The organism is Yersinia mollaretii ATCC 43969 (genome assembly GCF_013282725.1).
Taxonomy (GTDB): domain Bacteria; phylum Pseudomonadota; class Gammaproteobacteria; order Enterobacterales; family Enterobacteriaceae; genus Yersinia; species Yersinia mollaretii.
Map to the genome: position 1 here is coordinate 375,412 of NZ_CP054043.1, position 18,557 is coordinate 393,968.

Below are 18,557 nucleotides of genomic sequence, written 5' to 3' on the forward strand. Positions count from 1 at the left end.
TTGTGTTAATAGTTTGTAACCTTACAAATTAAATTAAGTTGATCTTTATCAATGGAAATTGATTGAACGAGTGTTCAGGAAATATATGTGAACTAAAACCGTTTCAGCAAAATATTTCATTTGCCAGAAAATAGAAAATCTGTCACGCGATATAGCGAATGTTGCAGATGAAATTCAATATCATTAGCCAAAAATAAATTAATTAATGTAATGACTTTAATTCCACGTTACTTACTTTAGTTATTTAACTGGAAATTAAAATTTCACAAAATGAGAAAAGTGAAACACTCTATCTCGCTACATCCTGCCGGAATGGGTGCGTTGAGACCTTCACTCTGGCGAGCATCGGGCCATATAACAATAAAGCGGAGAAAATCTGAAAATATAAGTCAGTATGATTCGCCATTAGTCTAACCTTCTCTTCTAATGCGAATTGTTAAATCGAACGTCCAATCGGATTCTTATCATTTTCATTCGGATTGATCATTCAAAGTCACATCTTTATCATTCTAATGATAAATCTTAATGTCAAAAAATGGATTATGCCAAGGCAATACCATGCCCCCCATTTTCAATAAACCCCAATAAACGGAAAAACGCAGCTTTTTTCCTGATTTGGGCGATCCTCCGCAATCCTGCTCTTATTCCCGCCCTTTGAGGCTATTTTCAGAGTTTCTGGAATATGACCTGCACCACCACATTGTTACCCTCGTTATGTACTTTAATACACAGCGCCGTTGACATCCGTCAACACTCAATTTAGACTTCCCTAGGTAATCAGGAGGGCGATGAAGGATCATCCCAATAAGCATATTCAAGCAGCCATTGACTATGCACTCTCTAAGGGCTGGAAATTTCGTTCAAGTAATGGGCATGCTTTTGGTCGTCTCTACTGTGGAATATCTGAACATAACCAACATCAGATGAGTATTTGGTCTACACCTAAAAACGCCGAAAATCATGGAAAACAGATATACCGCAAGGTCAATACGTGTAGCCCTACTGACGAAGAATCACTATCACAAGGCGGGTAACCGCCTTTTTGGGAGGCGCACCGGATGCAGTTCTATCACTTTTCACTGATGCTGGCAGGAGTCACCGCTGATACCGCAGATTTAGAAGACTCTCTGTTTAGCCACGGTTGTGATGATGCGTTAATTTGTTTTTATGGCAAATCTGTTTATTTAGAATTTGATCGCCAAAGTGAATCCATTACCCAAGCTGTTTTTAGCGCGATTAATGATATTGAATCCGCCAATTTGGGTGCCACAGTTATCGCGGTAGATGCCCATTATGTTGGGCTGAGTGATATTGCGAGTCTCAGCCATATGTCACGTCAGGCGGTGACCATGCTAAAAGATGGCACACGCGGCCCGGGTGATTTCCCCTCGCCCATCCAGCGCCTGAGTGGTTCATCACCGCTTTGGAACTGGGCCAGTGTGGCCGAGTGGCTAAGCAGCCATGGGAAGCTAGAGGCTCAAATAGCGCAAAATGCCCAAATTCTGGCGGATATTAATCTCGCACTTCAATTACGGGCCACCAAAGGTAGCCGTCATGTTAACCACTACCTTTCACTGCTAGAGCATCCCACTCAACTCGCGGGTTTCTGCCAACCAACCCCTGCCGCGAAGGCACACAGCCATTAATCAAACTCACTCATATCGTAGTTAATTGTATATTTTGTATATTAATCAATTTATCGGCAAATAAGTCGTGCTATGATTCCCTAACCGGTCACTATTCAACCGGTTAGGCAACATACGCGCGAGTTCCGATGAGCTGACTCTAGTCAGTGATTCGGGTGACAAATCTGCCGGGAGCTGATTTGTACGCTGCTTGCAGCGGCCTCGCAGAGGCGAGCCCCAGGGACGGGTCGAGTAACGAGCGCAGCTAACACCGCTGCAACTTCAAGTAGGAAGGGTCCGCTATGATAAAACCATTCATTGTTGCTGCTATAACCGTCGCCACACTCAGTGGCTGCGCCAATAATAATACACTTTCGGGCGATACTTTCAGCAGCTCTCAGGCGGGCCAAGCCCAATCGGTGACTTACGGTACCTTAGTTTCTGTCCGCCCAGTCACTATTCAGGGTGGTGATGGGAACAACATTGCAGGTGCGGTAGGCGGGGCTGTTGTGGGTGGTTTTCTCGGTAATACCATTGGTGGCGGCACCGGGCGTCGTCTCGGCACAGCCGCAGGTGCGGTGGCGGGCGGCGTGGTCGGCCAACAAGTCCAGAGCATGATGAATCGCAGTAGTGGGGTTGAACTGGAAGTTCGCCGTGATAATGGCACCACCTTCTTGGTTGTTCAGGCGCAAGGGGTGACACAGTTCCATGCAGGCCAGCGGGTGACCATTGCCACCAATGGCAATACTGTCACGATAACGCCGCGATAATTATTGCCGTTACAGATGACGGGACTCGATAAAAGTTAATGGGATTAACGCCATTTCCTGAGTTCGAATATCGCCAATAAAACACCGTCCAGCCCTGAAGGTTCGAGGATAGGCTGGACGGTGAAATATACCCATATCGCTATTCAGCTTTTTTCCGCTGACTTCACTATTCTCACCGTGGTTTCCACTATAGAGGAGATTGCAGTCGTGTTACTGTTTATTGAAATTGCCATCCGAAATTAACGGCACAGTAAACCAATAAGATTAACTTAATTTATTACGTGATAATCACGATTAATTATTCATTTCTAGCCATGCATATCACCCTCGCTGGCGAGGGCAGTAATAATACCCATAAAGATTTCAAGCCTAAACTAATATGTTAAAATATAATCTAACTATCAGAATACAAATGAGTTTATTAATTTATTGATTATACGGCTCATTTTAGTTAATAATAGTAAAAATCAAATCATCCGAGCATTATGCTTCAGTATGTTAATTTACTAGGAAATATTCTCGGTTATTAGCGTTTTCACTGAAAAGTTCACTAAAACCAATCAAACGGTCTAATGTAGTTTCAGGTAATTATGAGTTATTCGCGATCAATTTTAATAGATTTCTCAAAAATACAATATGAAAAACCGCACTTATATAGTGAACAATTGGTCTATCGACCTCGACTCCGGTTTTATTACTCACCGAGAGACGCAAGAACTAAAGCGCCTAGGTGAGTACCAATTAAAACTGATCACCGTTTTGCTAGAGCATGTCGGTGAGATTTTATCTCGTGATGAATTAACCACGTTGGTGTGGAAACGCCGAATTATTGGTAACAACAGCCTACCGAATGCTATTCACACCTTGCGCGTGGCGCTAGGGGATGAAAATAAGCAGCAGCGTATGATCCAAACTATCCCCAAAATGGGCTATTTATTAGATCCGACGTTTTGCGAAATCATTGAAGAAATCACCTCAGAAGAGGTTGCCGAACCCACTCAACGGCTTGCCGACTCGACACCAGTGACCAGCGCCATCCTCCCGTCCTAGATGGAGTTAATAGCCCCCGAGCCAGAGATAGAATTGATTGCCCCCATGGGTGAGCAAGTATCAGCAAGCAGTGAAAGTGCGCCTACAACAGAAGTACTCCCCGTATTACCCCAAACCTTACCGGTAGTTATACCCAATACCACGGTTCCTACTAAAAAGCGGCAAATATTCGGATGGAAAAATGGGCTTATTGTCTTGCTGTTCATCGCGGTGATTATTGTCAGTTTTAGGCAATTCTCACACAAAGAGCAAGAGGGGCCGCAGTATAGCGCTATCCAACAGGATCAATCGGTATACAGCAATATCAAATTGTTCCAGCTCGTCGATGATAATTTATCACAGCAATATGATGATGATTTGAATAAACGAATACAAGATACGCTGTATGAGATTAATAAAGTGCTGAAACCCAGTAATACCCGTATTGCTGTTTATTACAACGTCTCAATACGACGGCTAGATTTTACGTTTATGGTAGAGAGCCAATGTGCGAAAAGTCAGCTAAATATGACGATTTACCACTGGCGACAGAATAGTCAGTTACTGAATAATTTGATTTACACTGAGATGGAGAGAAAGATAAATGAAGTGGCTATCTGTAAAAAATAGCTTGCTGCTGGCCGTGTCGGCGCTTTGTCTCTCGCTGACGACCTCAGCGGTGTCACAGGCAGAGGAACCCCAAAAACTGCCTCAGATTCGGCTACAAATTGGCTTTTATGATTTACTGTCGCAGCAGAAAGAGGTCTACGACGCCCGTATTACCGCCATCCCAAGTGGATATATCAGCACAATTACTAACCCCAACGATAATCGATTTATTTTCAAAGGTAAATTCACCGAGGCAGTGGCAAAGAATAAGCAACTTACCTTTGACTATAGCCCTATATTTTTCTATAACCCGACGTCTGGCAAAATGATTGATGGTGCTCTGGATTATCTTACCCATAATAAGATCTTTATGACGCCAATGGTGGTAGATGGTCAGCCCCTGATCGTAGGGCAAACGGGGATTATGCTGGGCGACAAATAGGGGGGAACGATGAGTTCCCGCTGGCTTTATAGTCAAGGGACGAAATCAGTTATCCATAAACGTTTGCTGCCATTCCATGATGGTTTTTGGCCGATTATCTTTATCGTCAACGACATTAGTAAAATAGTGAATCTGTAGGTCGCCATTTTTTTCTGGTGCAACAAAAGCGGCCCATATCTCCCCAGTCGGGTTATACATGATGATTGATGCACGTTTATTGGCCGCACCACGTACCCAAGTCGTTAATACTTTTGCCCCTCGCTTATCCAGATCAGGGGTATAGATATAGACATTCGCTGAAGCGACAAATTGAGCGTAATTATCGCCGACTAAATCGCGGAAGTTTTTATCATCCTGGGTGTTAGTAAAAATACCAATAGTGAGCAGCGTTGGCTCTTCGCGGGGATCTTTATCCGCCCGAACATATTGCCCATCAATAAAGACATCTTTGGGCATCGAAATACGACATCCCCAACTGCCATTACTGTGTACCTGAATAGAACCATCTTTAATTGGAATCAGTAATAATCGGCAATTTGCTGTTTTATCAATGAGATCGACAACGGCCAGCCCTTCAATTTTGCGCGCTTCAGCTTTGAAAGTACCGCTGTTCTCACCCGACCAAGCACGGCTATCAATAATGAAGCCCCACTGGGTAACACCGCTAATTTTGATCACACCACCACGCTCATTCCCTTTGGTGATGTTCCACCACTGCCCCTGCCAATTAAATTTATTATCGATATCAGTCATAGATGCGATGCCCTGAAAATAGGCACGCTGAATGCACGTATCACTGGTACAACTGTTCAGTGCGCTCTCCCATACTCGCCGTTGCTGATAAACGGTTTCAGTATCATTTTTGACCAACATCGCCTGATAGATGTCACTGAATGTCTGATCAAGCCAGTGTAAATCTTCATTACTGCATACCGTGTATTCAACCGGGGTCACTGCCCGCTGACAGTTAATGGCGAAAGAAGAGGATGATAGAAGCATCATCAAAAGAAAAAATACACCGCGAAAATAAGTCATATTCATTATTTAACCTGATGTAAAATATATGGTTTTCATTTCTATAGGCCAATTGTAATCAAACATATTATATCGTTTCTATCAAAAAATATCTTTAGCTGAAAATAAAAAACCACCCGCCCAAGATAATCACTTAGCCCAAACGAGTGGTTTATCGACTTATTATTCTATTATGGGAAAAGTTTCACTCACTTAGCCATAATCCTTATTTTAATTATGGTTATGCTGTTTGCATATTATCCGAAAGTTTAAATGCCGAAACAGCATCAGTCAGTTGGCGAGCCTGCTCTTCCAACGAAGCTGCCGCTGCGGCGGACTCTTGCACCAAAGAGGCATTTTGCTGCGTGACACCATCCATCTCGGCAACAGCCTGCCCAATTTGGCTAATACCCCGGCTTTGCTCATCAGAGGCGGAGGCTATTTCACCCATAATATCAGTCACATTGGTCACGGCCTGAACAATACTGTTCATCGTTTCCCCTGCCTCAGAGACTTGCTTCGAGCCAATATTCACTCGGGAGACCGATTCACTAATTAGCCCCTCAATCTCCTTGGCCGCCTGCGCACTGCGTTGCGCCAAATTACGGACTTCGCTGGCGACGACGGCAAACCCGCGCCCCTGCTCACCCGCACGAGCGGCTTCAACGGCGGCGTTCAATGCCAGAATATTCGTCTGGAAGGCGATGCTGTTAATCACGCCGATGATGTCAGCAATACGACGCGAACTGTCAGTGATACTGCTCATGGTCGCGACCACATCATTGACAATACGCCCACCATTTTGTGCCGTAACAGAGGCATTATCTGCTAGCTTACTGGCCTGATGTGCATTCTCCGCATTCTGTTTTACCGTCGCATTTAGCTGCTCCATACTGGCAGCGGTCTCTTCCAACGCCGCCGCTTGCTGCTCGGTGCGCGAAGAGAGATCCGCATTGCCTGCGGCTATCTCACCCGCACCGGTATAAATGGCATCGGTGCTGCTGCGGATAGTTGACACCGTGCTCACCAAGCTCGTTTGCATTTCACGCAAATAAGGGATCAATTGCCCAACGCAGTTGCGGCCAAATTCAGCCATTGGCCGACCTAACTGCCCTTCAGCCATCCGCTTAAAGTGCTGCTTGATCGCGTCCAGCGGGCGCACCAGATAGTGAACAATGTAGCGATCGGTCAGCAACAAAATAATAAGACCAGCCATTAATGCCGCCATCAGCGCCCGCTCGCACCACGTGACCAACAGCTCGACCCGAAGGCTGGCGGCCTCTGTTGCCTCATCGACCGTCGAGTTGTATTTCTCTACTGCCGCGCCAAACTCACGGCTTAATGGCGGATAACTTTTATTAAACAAAGTGTTATATTCATCAAAACGGCTATCAGTAACCGCCTTGAACATCGGTTCAATCCCATCACTCAATAGAGTTGACCAACTTTGGATGGTTTTATCCGTCAGTAACGGGTCCATCGGCTCATGCGTTTGCAGCTTAAATTTCGCCAACGCCTCTTGGGTATTTTTGAGCGCCACCCCGGCGGAAGCCAATTCACGATCAGCATCAGCAGTGGCTCCACTTTGACGATAGGCCGCCGCGCGACTTAAACGTGTCACGACACGGAAATATTGGTCATTCCCCCGATTAATAATATTAATGTTTTTCTGTTGGTTAGAACTTAGCTGTAATGAATGCGTCAATTGGTTAAGTGAAAATAGTGTAAAGGTGGAAACGCCTCCCCAGAGCAACAAAAATATAACAAGAATAGATAATAACGCCATCCTGATGGTGATATGTTTTAGAAAATTCACGGGAATACCCCTGTGCTTTATTTTTTTAGTTTATTTCCTTGAGATTTCAAGGTGTTTATCGCTGATAATTCCCGCAGAGGAAAAGGCGTATTATCAGAATTAACCGCCAAAATAGCATAAAATCAGTGCAAAAGATCAAGGCAGCCGATCAATAATAAGCAACTGATTGATTTTACCTATTAAAATGTAAATAACGATCGCTAAATTTGATCAGGAATTGGTTAGTAACTCTCCCTGTTTTCCATAAAATATGTATTTATTTTGAATATAAATACAGCATCAACTCGCTTATTAACTCTTCAGATTATAAGCTAAACAATTAATTTACTTACTGAGTCGTCATGACCTCCTCCGGCTCTGGCAGCATTAAATACTTCACTAAATGAGATTGGACGGAATAAATAAAAAACTAACAAAAATTCATTTAACACTATCAGGTCCGATATGCAGCAGAATTTATCTATTTATTGGCGCTCTATTTTTTATCGATTTTTGAGAAAAGAGATAAGGCAGGGGAAATGGTAGTTTTATTCATTGTTCTGCGGCTAAATGCATAGCGCAGCATTAGGCTATATCGGCGGAAAAACCACCAGCGAACTTATTTGATCACTGGTGGTTAATATCCCTTAATTTGCTGCGGGGATAACCTCAATAGATTGCCTGAATTGGCTTAAGTCGTGCTGATACTCAAAAAGGTCAGCCAATCCATTCTGGTGCGTGATAACCACCAGAGTGCAGTGTGGTAGATACTGTTTGAGCAGCAGCAGTAACTCTCTGGCGGTTGCAGTATCTAAATTACTGGTGGCTTCATCGAGATAGAGTGTATCTGGTTGATTAATCAGTGCACGAGCAAAAGCTAAACGCTGGCGCTCGCCACCGGAGAATATACGCTCCCAATTAAGCCGCATATCAAGCCGATCCTGCCAGCCCGACAATCCCACTTTATGCAATATTTCGCGCAGATATTCAGGTTCTACGGTCCCTGCCTGCGGGTAGCATAGCAGCTCAGCCAATGTCCCCTGCCCCAGATAACTCTGCTGCGGCAAGAGCAGATTTCGCCCTTGCGGTATCTTCCAACTGCCTGAATAGTAAGGCCATAAGCCACTTAATGTGCGCAGTAAAGTCGATTTACCTAGGCCACTCTCCCCCGAGATCCGATTCCAACTGCCGTGAGGACAGTGCAGTTTAATCTCGTTAAGCAACGCCATGCCTTGTGGGGTTGAGAGCGACAGATCCTGAGTGACGAGTTCGTGTCCCGCCGTGGCGGATGGTTGTTCGCGCTGTTCATCCAAAATCGCCTGCTTAAACTGACTCAAGCGCTCCAGTGTTGCCGACCAAGTGACCAGCAGGTGGTATGCCCGCACAAACCAGCTTAACGCGCTGTAAACCTGACTAAACGCGCTGCGGATTTGCATCAACCCCCCCAGCGTCACGGTTTTGTTTAAGAAAGCGGGCAAGGCCGCGAAAATTGGGACAATCATACTGATGCGCCCATAACCCACGGTGAAGAAACCCAAATTTCGCTCGCTGTTCATCATGGCGCGCCAGTTAGTCACGATAGCCGAAAAATTGCGCTTTAAGTGGCGTTTTTCCTGATTTTCGCCGCCATAGAGCGCAATTTGCTCGGCGTTATCGTGTTTACGCAGCAATGAGGCGCGGAAATCGGCCTCTGCTTTCTGTTTCTGATAGTTTAAGCCATGCAGTTTTTTACCAATCCAGTGGGTAATCAAGCTACCCAACAAAGTGTAAATCACCGCCACCCACACCAAGTAGCCGTAAAGGGTGATGTTTTTCCCCCATAGGGTAAATTGCTGCACCCCGGAGAGATTCCACAGGATGATGACGAATGAGGACAATTGAGCAAAATTGATAATAAATGAGGTCAACAGCTCAAGGGTTTTGGTGACAAAGAGGTCAATGTCTTCGGCAATACGTTGGTCTGGGTTGTCCATCTTGCCATTGAGCGATAGACGGTAAAAGGCTCTTTTGGCAAACCAGCTATCGATCAGTTGTTCAGTTAGCTCCCCTCGCCACTGGATCGTCAGCAGCTTGATCAGCCAATCTTGATAGACATAAATACCAATATAAATAGCAATATAGAGACTGTACTCTTTGACCAAACCATAGAGTTTCGCGCTATCGAATGCCCCCAGCGCATCATAGAAAGATTTGCTCCACTCATTAATCCGAATATTCAGATAAACTACACCAAAGCCGATAGCCAATATGGTCGCCAAGAGTAGCCACGCCCGCCAGTTCCGGCGTTTCCCCCAGAATGGGCGACTTAAATCGAGCAGCATCGCAAACAGCTTTTTCACGGCTGTTTCTCCACCGAAACCGTCGAATTAGCGGGTGACCGCCCCTTTCTTTCCTGCGGCTGAATAATGGATATCACACTGTTTTGCGGGTTATATAACTGACCCGCCGCCGTGCGCACGCCCGCTAAAGTGATCGTTTCCGCTAACGACTTCACCTCACTCAGATAGTGAGGATCGCCATAATTCTCATCGCTGAGGATCAACAGCCGCAATTGGGTCGCTGGATCACTGAGGCGAGCAGCTTGGCTGCGTTTGAAGTTGGCAACCCCCGCATTGACATCTTGCTCGGTAATCAAGCTCGGTAATTGGGCAAACACCTGCTCGGCCTGCTGTAATAGCGCATCAGTTCGTGTCGGTTCACTGCCAAAACTCATCGTGGTTTCGATTCGATTCGTTTTATCGGCTAATGTGCTGTCAATTCTCATGCGGTAAATACCCAGTGAGTCATCCCGCAAGGCCGTTTTGAGGTATTTACGCGCCAAATCTTGGGCGATAGCCACCTGAACGGCCTGTTGTGGTGTCCATTTCAGTGGGGTGAAACTCCAGACATTGAGATCCGAGCGCGGCTCCAGATTCCATTGATTGCGGGCTTCACGACGGCCCGGTAGCGGGGAGTGCACAGGGGCGGCGACCAGTGCTTTTCGGGGGATCCCGGCCAGATAGCGCTCGGTTTTTGCCTGTAATTGCGTGGCATCCAGATCCGCCAGCAGGTAATAGGTGACGGGGGCGGCGGCGCTGTGCTGCCACTGTGACAACAGATCTTCTCGGCTAACCGCAGATAACTGTGCGCGGGTTGGGCGGGTAAAGACGGCTTTGCCAAACCGCAATTGGGTGATCAATGACTCTTTATTATCGCCAACAGAATCAGCGCTTCTGGCGGTCATGCGTAATAGCGAATTGAGGCTCTCTTTCATCACTTCTGGGGCAATTTGGGGCTGCTGATGCAGGCTGTTATATAAGCCCAGCAAATCATCCAGCTTTGCTGCATCAACCTGACCGCTTATCTGCAACTCATTTGCTTCTTGGTTGAAGCTCAGTGAGACGCCTTGCTGTTTGCGCCATGCGGCAAATTGCTCTCCGCTCCAGCCCTGAGGCCCACTCTGCTGCACCAGTTGCGAGGCTAACTGCGCCTGCCACGGATTAAGATCCGGTGACATAAACCCAGCGCCACTGACGGCAGTAAACCAGACTTTTTTATCCGCTTGCGGTGAGCGCAACCAGACCACGCGGTCACCATTGCTGAGAGACCAAACACGCACCTGTTGCTGCGGGTAATCCTGTTGACGCACCACCCTACCAGAGGTGTTGACCAGCGGTAAAACCGGGGCCGCAACTGTTTTTGGCTTGGGCTGTGGTGGAGTGATAGCGATGCTTTGGTTATGTTGCTTAGCACGCAAAATCGCCCCCGCCGTGGGCAGCGCAAAGGGGGCATTACCCGGCACAGTGAATTGCACCAAACGGTCGGGGGTGGATAACCAGAGCTGAATGCGGGCATTCACCTTATCGGCATCAATATGGCTCAGCGCCATTGTCGCCCATTGGTTAATCTGCTTCTGGCGGATCATCGGCTTGTCTTGCACCAGCGTATCGCTGACTTTTTGTACCCATGCCGCAAAATCGCGGCTCTCTTCGCGCTCATTGCTGCTCGCCACCGTCTCCAGCAACTCTTTCTTTATCTCATTGATATCATCAGCGGAAATCGGATAGCGCTGTAAGCGCTGGATTTCAGTCTGAATCTGCGTCAACCCACGACGATGGCCGTCGGGTGTGACTTGCGCAAAAATACCCAGCGCTGAGGTGGTTCGGCCAATATTGGATTTTCGGATCACCATAGAACTGACCGCAGGCGGGAGCTGCTCTTGCTGACGACGAAGTTGGCGGGTGAGCGCCGTGAGCGCAATCTGATCCACTAAACGCGCATAAATGCCGTTATAACCCGGCACTCGGCTGGCGGATTCATCAAAGCGATAGACCCAAGAGACCTGACTGCCGCCACTTTCGCTGTCTTGCAGGCGAACCACCCGCAGTTGGGGCGAGAGTGTGGGTTCGTAATAGTGACGCTCAGGAAGCGGGGCGCTCACCAAGGGCGCAAAATAGTGGGTAATCTGTTGCGTCACTTGATTCGAGTCTATATCGCCAGTAATAATCAAATGCATATTACCCGGCACATACCAGCGCTGATAAAAGGCTTTTAATTCTGTCGCAGGCAGCGTTCGGATATTTTTCTCATCACCAATCACGGGGCGTTCAGGATAACGGGAAGCAAAACGAATCGCTTGAATCCGTTGCTGATTCATTCGCTCAGCCACCCCAAGTTTACTGCGCCACTCTTCGTAAACAATTTGCCGTTCACGATCTAATTCCGGCTGCGTTATATTGCTGTCACCCGCCATCTGGCTTAATACCGCCAGCGCCTCCGGTAATTGCTTGCTGCCTTTGGGTGGGCTAAATAAATAGGAGGTGCGCTCGTAATTGGTCATCGCATTATAGTGCTGTGCCCGCACCCAGCCCTGTTGATGCAAATACTCAGCCACCCCTTGCGGATAATTTTTGCTGCTGTGGAACACCATATGTTCCACCATATGAGCGACACCGCTCTGTTGGCTCTCTTCATCCAGCGACCCCGCGCCAACCACCAACCGGATATCCACCCGCCCCTTTTGCCCCGCCAGCGGAACCAGCGAATAGCGCAGACCATTCGCCAGTTTGCCTTCGGTTATCTCAGGGGCCGGGCTGTTAATTTCCTGCGCATTGGCAACAGAAATCCCAGTCAGCAGCAATAAAATAGCCGCTGACCCATAGCGCAATATGCGTGTCATCATTATCCTTACTCTTTATTTAAAAATGGCTTACCAGCTATAGGCTACATCCAGCCAATATTGACGGCCCATCTGATAATTCGATTCCGTTTTATTGACGTGATTCAGTACGTTGAATATATCCAAACCCACCTTGATATTTTGTTTACCTAATGGCTGGGTATAAGAGACGCGCCAATCGAGATTAATATTCGGGCTAAATTGCTCTTCTTCGTAAACATCCATGGTGCCGCTATAGCCCTGACAGCGCACATCCACATTGCACGAAACAGTCTCTTTGCTGGTGATAGAGCGATAGCCAGCGATATAACTCAGCCGTTGAGTCCAGTCCAAACGCCATGCCGGAATTTCTGTATTTAATTCAGCAAAGGCCGACCATGGGCGATTAAAGTTATCCGCCGGTTTCTCTATTTGGCGGATAACACTACCCCGATAAATAATCAGTTGGTCAGGATCAGCTTCATCGTCATAAGTGCCATTTGAGCTATAGCTACGTTGAATATTGGCACCTAAATTCCAAGATAAAACCAGTGAGTGCCAGTCGATGGGGGCAACAGGGGCCACAGTGAGACTGTAAGTGTCTGCTTTGCTCTCCCCGCCATTGGTCATGACATAGGTCTTGGTGCCCTCCATTTTTTCGGCGGCAAATTGATCTTTGCCCTGACGATGAACCCATTTGGCGGTCCAAATTGTCTCGCCAATACGCTGCTGCAAACCGAGGTTCAGCTCATCACTGTACGGCGTGTTCAACTGGCTGTAGCGATAGTCGGTGGTAGATTGAGCTTTGCTGTAAACCCACGGCCCCGGAGTGGTGAGCGGGGTTTTCCCCTTAGCGCACGTTCCTGTGGAGGAGAGATGTCCAGCGCGGCACTCGGTATACACCGCCTGACGGGATTCACGTAATTTATAGGCCAGAATATTGCCCGCATAGTAGCGGTTAGCCCCCGCAAACAGCTCGGTGTGGTGATCATTCCAAACATCATAAGTCAGGTTAAATCGTGGCGAGACATTGAGATTTTTCATGTAATCGTCATAGTCCACACGCACGCCGGGCATCATGGTCAGGCGGGAGAACTTCGCCGTATCCTGCACATATGCCCCGTAAGTGCTGGCGTTGACGTCCGTTCTCCCGGCGGCATAGACAGAACGGGTGTAAAAATATTGGTCGCCATCCACACAGCCGATATCGCCGTTACAGACCACATTAGGCGCGGCAATCTGCCCGGTAAAGCCGTAGCTAGTGGTTGGTCGGTTGTAGGTTGCCGTGGAGAATTCAGCAGTATAACCCACATCAATTTTGTGGCTCACCGCGCCAGTGTAGAAGCTATTGAACGCCATTTCTTGCTGTAAAATATGGCTTTTCTGCTCTGTTTCTACCCTGCCATAGCCACCAAAACCAGACAAGCTGGCTGAGCTGCGCCAATCAAAGTGCGGGCTAGCCATCCAAGCAAAATAGTTCTGCTCCTGATTAGTGATGCTATTTTCATTTTGCCGATAGGCCAGCTTGGTATTCAGTGAACCCCATTTATTCTGATTCGCCCAATCAAAATTAAGGCTATAGCCGCCCCCCTCATTGGTATATTGACCATTCATGGTATTGGCGCGTACGAAGGTTGAACTGTGCGGCGAATACATGAGGGTCAGGTTAAATTTGTTATTGTCGTCGCTGTCCCAAGACCCCCGCAGCAGATAGGTTTCGCTCAACCGTGACTGGTCTTCCCACTTCTGCATATAGCTGTGCCAATAGGGGATGGCCGACTCTTTGCGATTATAGGAAAAGGTAAAACCAGCACGGTCATTCAGCGGTTGATTGACCGTAATGCTGTAAAAATCTTTGGTGAATTTGGGCTGTGCATCCAGTGTGGCGGCTTTATTAAAGCTGACCTGTTTCTTATCTTCGATATGGTATTTCGCCCAACTGGAGCGGGTGGTGCGATAGGAGATATTGCCGCTGGCTTCGGTAAATGACGGGCGCTTTAGTGTGGCATCCACCACCCCGCCAGTGAATTGCCCATATTTGGCGGAGATATTGCTGTCATAGACCGAGACCGACTCCAACAAGCTGGTATCAACCCAAAAGGCTTCTGGATGACCCGCCGGAAAGTCTGCCCCGGCATTACCGTTCGGCGCTTTCTCGATATCAGCCACATTGTCGCCGGGATTTAAGCGGTCATTATTGGATAAGCCATCAACAATAAAGTTGTTGTTATAGAACTTTTCCCCGTGGAAAGAGACCACCTCGGGGGCCAATTCTCCCGGTGTCGTGCTGTTGCGCGACGTTTCAGAAAACTGCACATTGGGATTGGTGCGTAATAGCTCGGTGATGTTGCCGTTGCCTGTCGGCTGTTTGGCAATATCGGTTTCCGTCATCTGCTGGCTGCCGATTTGCAACTGCCCCGCCGCCCGCCCGCGCACGGTCATAACATCCCCCGTGCTTTGTGTTTTTCCGGTCACCGTGGAGGGTGCTTTGCGGTCAGAATCAGTGGTTTCACCCGCAGAAGTGGCCAGCGGTCGCAGAATATAGCTGCGGCCATCGACGGATAACTCGGCATACAGCCCGCTGCCTTTTAGCAGTAATTCCAGCGCCTGAGGGGTGCTGTAATCGCCACTGATGGCCGTCACCTGTTTGCCCGCTAATAAGCGGCTCTCGACGCCAAAAGTGATGCCGGTTTGTTTGGAAAACTGCGTCAGCGCACTCTCTAATGGCTGAGCAGAGATAGTGATCATTTTGGTGCTGCTGTCGCTCCCTGAAGCGGCGATAGCCAGCGCTGAAGTACCGCCGGACAGAATGACTGTCAGCAATGTATTCAGCAAAATTTTCCTGCGCATACTTTTACCCTGAAATAATATTTTTATGTTTTCAGGATCAAAGACGCACCAGAGATAAAAACGGGCAGTTGATAATGAAATTAATTATCATTTTCGTTAAAATAATTGTTAGTCGATTGAATAATAATGATTTATTTTTTGGATAGCCACACCAAGCCGGGTAGCGGTGTAGCCACTTTCAGCGGCAAGGATTGCCTAAGCAGGCTGAGCGCCTGATCACTGTCGGTGGCGGGGAGGACGCCGGTAAAGCGCAATTCGCTTAATGCACTCCGGCTACGCGGATCGAAATACATCAGGCCGGGGCGATAACGGCTCAGTTGCTCAATCACCTGTTCGAGCGGCGCATCCTCAAAAATCAACTGGTCTTGTACCCAACTGTCTGCATTGCGGTTATGGGATACCGGGCCGATAAACTGGTGCTGATTGAGGCTCACTTGCTGCCCCGCCGCCAAAGTCACCTTGGCCTGTAGATTGCCATTCGCCCTGACCTCGACAGTGGATTCAACCACACTGACCTTCGTCTCTTCCGGCTGCTGTTCTACCGTATAACGGGTGCCCAGCGCCCGCGCCTGTGCATCACGGCTACTGACCACAAAGGGCCGCTTCGCAGGATCTTTTGCCACAATGGCGTACACCTCACCCCGTTGCAGCACGATCAGGCGCTGCCCCGATGAGTAATGAATGTTCACGGCGGAGTTGCTGTTCAGGATGATTTCACTGCCATCATCCAAGGCAATATGTTTGATTTCGCCTATAACGGTGCGTTGATCTGCCAACCAATAGTGGTAAGGGAGCTGGCTCAGCAGCAACCCGCTGACCATCAACGCCAACCAAACCGAAACCCGTAAAGCAGGCCGACGGCGCAGCGGTTCATGGCGAGTGCTGTGCCATAATCCGCTCATTTGCTGATATATTTTTTCGTGCTGCTCATTCTGCTGGCACCACTCATACCAAGCATCCAGCAGCTTGCTGTGCTCTGGCGTCCCTGGCGTCGCCTCAGAGAAGTCCAACAGCCATTGCGCCGCATCTTGCTGAATTTGAGCCACTCCGCCATCAGGGCTATGCGTGGTTTTATTCATGATTTTCCTGACAAAAAATGCGGCTATGGCAGTGAATCAGTGCCTTGGCGAGATACTGTTTGACGCTGCTTTCGCTGACCCCCAGCACCTCGGCAATTTCGCTGTAACTATAGCCTTCAACTCTCGCCATCAAGAAGGCTCGGCAGACGTGATCTTCCAGTTCACTGGCCAGAATCTGTACCGCCTGCGCCACCAGTTGACTGACAGCCGCCCGCTCTTCTGCCGATTGTTCATGTGTCTCTTCCGCCATCTGGGCCAACGCCACTAAGGCATCCTGTTCCAGCTTGCGCTTACGGAATTGATCGATCATCACATGATTCGCCGTCACCATCAGATAGGCTCTCGGCTGGCGGATCACACTGGGATCGGCCATGGTCAGCAACTTGATAAAGGTGTCATGGGTCAGATCGGCGGCACTATGGTGACAACCCACTTTTTTACGCAGCCATCCACGTAACCAGCCCTGATGAGCCAGATAGAAGGTACTCCAGAATGTGGTCATTTGAGTCATGGAGGTCAGCGTATAAAAATCGGTGAGAGGGAACTTTAGCAAACAAAGCTTAACGATAATCATTATCGTCTAAATGATTTGGCAGGTGCAATAGTTTTCATAATAAGTGAATAAAACCAATAATCATCGCAAATACACGCAAAATAGTTCGCATGATAACTAAAAACCAGTTTATTCGGCTGTCTTGAGGGGGATTAGCCGAGTCATATCGCTCAATCACAGAGTGGTTATAGGGACATAAAAAGCCATTTTAGTGCTTAAAACCGCAATATCCTGCTTAAAGTACAATTATTCGCCAGATCAACCAGACAGCCAATATCGGCGCTTTATTATCGTCTCACGACAAATAATAATCGAAATAATAATCAGTACCATTCATTTTATGGCGTGATAAATTACCGCTCAGCATCGTTAAATAGAGAGAGAAAATGCCGTTATGTCCCGATACGCGCCCCCCATTTCACCCAAAACAGCTCGTTTTGTTCTTCTCCTGCTGAGTTTCTTGGCTCTCACTCTTGGGTTATCCGGCTGCAAACCTGCGCAAGAAGCCGAGACATCTGCGGCGGCTGAAGACACGCCAGCGTGGTCCCGCACTGTGGAGACGGCAAAAGGCCCAGTCACATTGACCCAGCAGCCAAAGCGTATTGTCTCCACCAGCATCACCATTACCGGCACCTTACTGGCGATCAATGCCCCGGTCATTGCCACCGGAGCCACCGCCCCTAACACCACCGTCGCGGATAAGCAGGGATTCTTTACCCAGTGGTCAGAGGTCGCACAGGCCAAAAAATTGGTGCCGCTGTATCAAACCGAGCCGAATGCCGAAGCGGTTGCCGGAATGAATCCAGACTTAATTATCATTTCCGCTACCGGTGGTGATTCCGCGCTGAAGCTGTATGAGCAGTTATCCACTATCGCGCCGACATTGGTGATTAATTACGATGATAAGAGCTGGCAGGCGTTAGCCGTCATTCTAGGGCAAGCCACCGGTCATGAGTCCGATGCAACACAAGTCATTGATAAATTTGCCAATCGGCTTAATGAGGTGAAGCAAACTATCACCCTACCGCCCCAACCCACCTCCGCTTTTGTCTATCAAGCGGCGGGCAACACCGCCAATTTATGGACTGAAAACTCCGCGCAGGGGAAATTATTGCAGCAATTGGGCTTCACGCTGGCGACTATTCCTGATGCCGTGAAAGGCAATACCAGCATGGGGCATCGTAAGGATATCATTCAGTTAGGCGGTGAGAAGCTGGCCGAGGGGCTAAACGGTGAAACGATTTTACTGTTCTCCGGTGATCAACCGGCCGTTGAGGCATTGAAAAGTAATCAGTTTTTAGCGCACACCCCGGCAGTTGAGCACAATCGTGTTTATGCGGTGGGTTATGATACTTTCCGGTTGGATTATTATAGTGCGAGTAATTTGCTGGCGCGGATTGAGGGGATGTTTACGGCCAAACCGTAGTAATTTTTTTCTGATTTTGGAATAGGGATCGGATCTGGTTTTGGTTTGTCTTCGGGCTGGTGTTCGGTTCGGTTGACATAAGATCGGCGCTCACTTGGCTTCCGAGATAGATCGGATCTGGTTTCGGTTGATAGCCGTTCAGTGCTCACTTGACCTCCCCAGCCTCAACCGAGTCGGGCCGCAGGGCGGCGGCCCAACACCCGCGCCTTGCGCGAAATATTGCCCTGC

General features: G+C 48.2%; 14 protein-coding genes. 7 read left to right on the plus strand and 7 right to left on the minus strand.

From position 1 onward, the window contains the following. Positions 1–788: 788 nt before the first annotated feature. From HRD69_RS01625 to HRD69_RS01645, 6 genes are all read left to right on the plus strand, one after another. Entirely contained in the window at positions 789–1,034 is a 246-nt protein-coding gene (locus tag HRD69_RS01625; protein ID WP_004877359.1) for a hypothetical protein, read from the plus strand. 24 nt (positions 1,035–1,058) lie between these two features. Further along, positions 1,059–1,646 carry a hypothetical protein gene (locus HRD69_RS01630; protein ID WP_004877356.1) on the plus strand — a complete coding sequence of 196 codons (588 nt, stop codon included), beginning with the start codon at positions 1,059–1,061 and terminating at the stop codon, positions 1,644–1,646. A gap of 281 nt (positions 1,647–1,927) precedes the next feature. Beyond that, positions 1,928–2,395: an outer membrane lipoprotein gene (locus HRD69_RS01635; RefSeq protein ID WP_004877354.1), complete on the plus strand. Its 468-nt coding sequence runs from the start codon at positions 1,928–1,930 to the stop codon at positions 2,393–2,395. Positions 2,396–3,031: 636 nt separating this feature from the next. Then, the gene (locus HRD69_RS20805; RefSeq protein WP_004877350.1) at positions 3,032–3,445 is read left to right on the plus strand and encodes a winged helix-turn-helix domain-containing protein; all 414 of its coding nucleotides are present in this window, start codon (positions 3,032–3,034) and stop codon (positions 3,443–3,445) included. A 45-nt stretch (positions 3,446–3,490) separates the two neighbouring features. Continuing rightward, positions 3,491–4,054, plus strand: coding sequence for a hypothetical protein (locus HRD69_RS20810; RefSeq protein WP_244263006.1), 564 nt, complete (start codon positions 3,491–3,493; stop codon positions 4,052–4,054). Further along, positions 4,029–4,475 carry a hypothetical protein gene (locus HRD69_RS01645; protein ID WP_032815413.1) on the plus strand — a complete coding sequence of 149 codons (447 nt, stop codon included), beginning with the start codon at positions 4,029–4,031 and terminating at the stop codon, positions 4,473–4,475. Before HRD69_RS20810 ends, HRD69_RS01645 begins: the two co-directional genes overlap by 26 nt. Before the next feature lie 45 nt (positions 4,476–4,520). On the opposite strand, the gene HRD69_RS01650 is transcribed toward HRD69_RS01645, so the two are convergent. From HRD69_RS01650 to HRD69_RS01680, 7 genes are all read right to left on the minus strand, one after another. Beyond that, entirely contained in the window at positions 4,521–5,510 is a 990-nt protein-coding gene (locus HRD69_RS01650) for a lysozyme inhibitor LprI family protein (protein ID WP_425273810.1), read from the minus strand. Between the two features lie 220 nt (positions 5,511–5,730). Then, entirely contained in the window at positions 5,731–7,305 is a 1,575-nt protein-coding gene (locus HRD69_RS01655) for a methyl-accepting chemotaxis protein (RefSeq protein ID WP_004877342.1), read from the minus strand. 626 nt (positions 7,306–7,931) lie between these two features. Further along, the gene (locus HRD69_RS01660) at positions 7,932–9,623 is read right to left on the minus strand and encodes an ABC transporter ATP-binding protein/permease (protein ID WP_050413229.1); all 1,692 of its coding nucleotides are present in this window, start codon (positions 9,621–9,623) and stop codon (positions 7,932–7,934) included. Next, entirely contained in the window at positions 9,620–12,445 is a 2,826-nt protein-coding gene (locus HRD69_RS01665; RefSeq protein WP_244953506.1) for a M16 family metallopeptidase, read from the minus strand. Before HRD69_RS01665 ends, HRD69_RS01660 begins: the two co-directional genes overlap by 4 nt. Before the next feature lie 27 nt (positions 12,446–12,472). Continuing rightward, entirely contained in the window at positions 12,473–15,271 is a 2,799-nt protein-coding gene (locus HRD69_RS01670; RefSeq protein ID WP_004878133.1) for a secretin and TonB N-terminal domain-containing protein, read from the minus strand. 131 nt (positions 15,272–15,402) lie between these two features. Further along, complete coding sequence (locus HRD69_RS01675; RefSeq protein WP_244263012.1) at positions 15,403–16,350, minus strand: FecR family protein; 948 nt, start codon at positions 16,348–16,350, stop codon at positions 15,403–15,405. Further along, entirely contained in the window at positions 16,343–16,861 is a 519-nt protein-coding gene (locus HRD69_RS01680) for a sigma-70 family RNA polymerase sigma factor (RefSeq protein ID WP_004878130.1), read from the minus strand. The genes HRD69_RS01675 and HRD69_RS01680 overlap by 8 nt, the downstream gene beginning before the upstream one ends. A gap of 436 nt (positions 16,862–17,297) precedes the next feature. Here HRD69_RS01680 and fepB point away from each other — a divergent pair, with 436 nt between their 5' ends. Then, positions 17,298–18,329, plus strand: a complete 1,032-nt coding sequence (gene fepB, locus HRD69_RS01685) for a Fe2+-enterobactin ABC transporter substrate-binding protein (RefSeq protein ID WP_004878127.1) — start codon at positions 17,298–17,300, stop codon at positions 18,327–18,329. Positions 18,330–18,557 lie beyond the last annotated feature (228 nt).

Coding starts and splice junctions, on each gene's coding strand:
- HRD69_RS01625 (WP_004877359.1), top strand. CDS start 789: ATGAAGGATCATCCCAATAAGCATATTCAAGCAGCCATTGACTATGCA.
- HRD69_RS01630 (WP_004877356.1), top strand. CDS start 1,059: ATGCAGTTCTATCACTTTTCACTGATGCTGGCAGGAGTCACCGCTGAT.
- HRD69_RS01635 (WP_004877354.1), top strand. CDS start 1,928: ATGATAAAACCATTCATTGTTGCTGCTATAACCGTCGCCACACTCAGT.
- HRD69_RS20805 (WP_004877350.1), top strand. CDS start 3,032: ATGAAAAACCGCACTTATATAGTGAACAATTGGTCTATCGACCTCGAC.
- HRD69_RS20810 (WP_244263006.1), top strand. CDS start 3,491: ATGGGTGAGCAAGTATCAGCAAGCAGTGAAAGTGCGCCTACAACAGAA.
- HRD69_RS01645 (WP_032815413.1), top strand. CDS start 4,029: ATGAAGTGGCTATCTGTAAAAAATAGCTTGCTGCTGGCCGTGTCGGCG.
- HRD69_RS01650 (WP_425273810.1), bottom strand. CDS start 5,510: ATGACTTATTTTCGCGGTGTATTTTTTCTTTTGATGATGCTTCTATCA.
- HRD69_RS01665 (WP_244953506.1), bottom strand. CDS start 12,445: ATGATGACACGCATATTGCGCTATGGGTCAGCGGCTATTTTATTGCTG.
- HRD69_RS01670 (WP_004878133.1), bottom strand. CDS start 15,271: ATGCGCAGGAAAATTTTGCTGAATACATTGCTGACAGTCATTCTGTCC.
- HRD69_RS01675 (WP_244263012.1), bottom strand. CDS start 16,350: ATGAATAAAACCACGCATAGCCCTGATGGCGGAGTGGCTCAAATTCAG.
- HRD69_RS01680 (WP_004878130.1), bottom strand. CDS start 16,861: ATGACTCAAATGACCACATTCTGGAGTACCTTCTATCTGGCTCATCAG.
- fepB (WP_004878127.1), top strand. CDS start 17,298: ATGTCCCGATACGCGCCCCCCATTTCACCCAAAACAGCTCGTTTTGTT.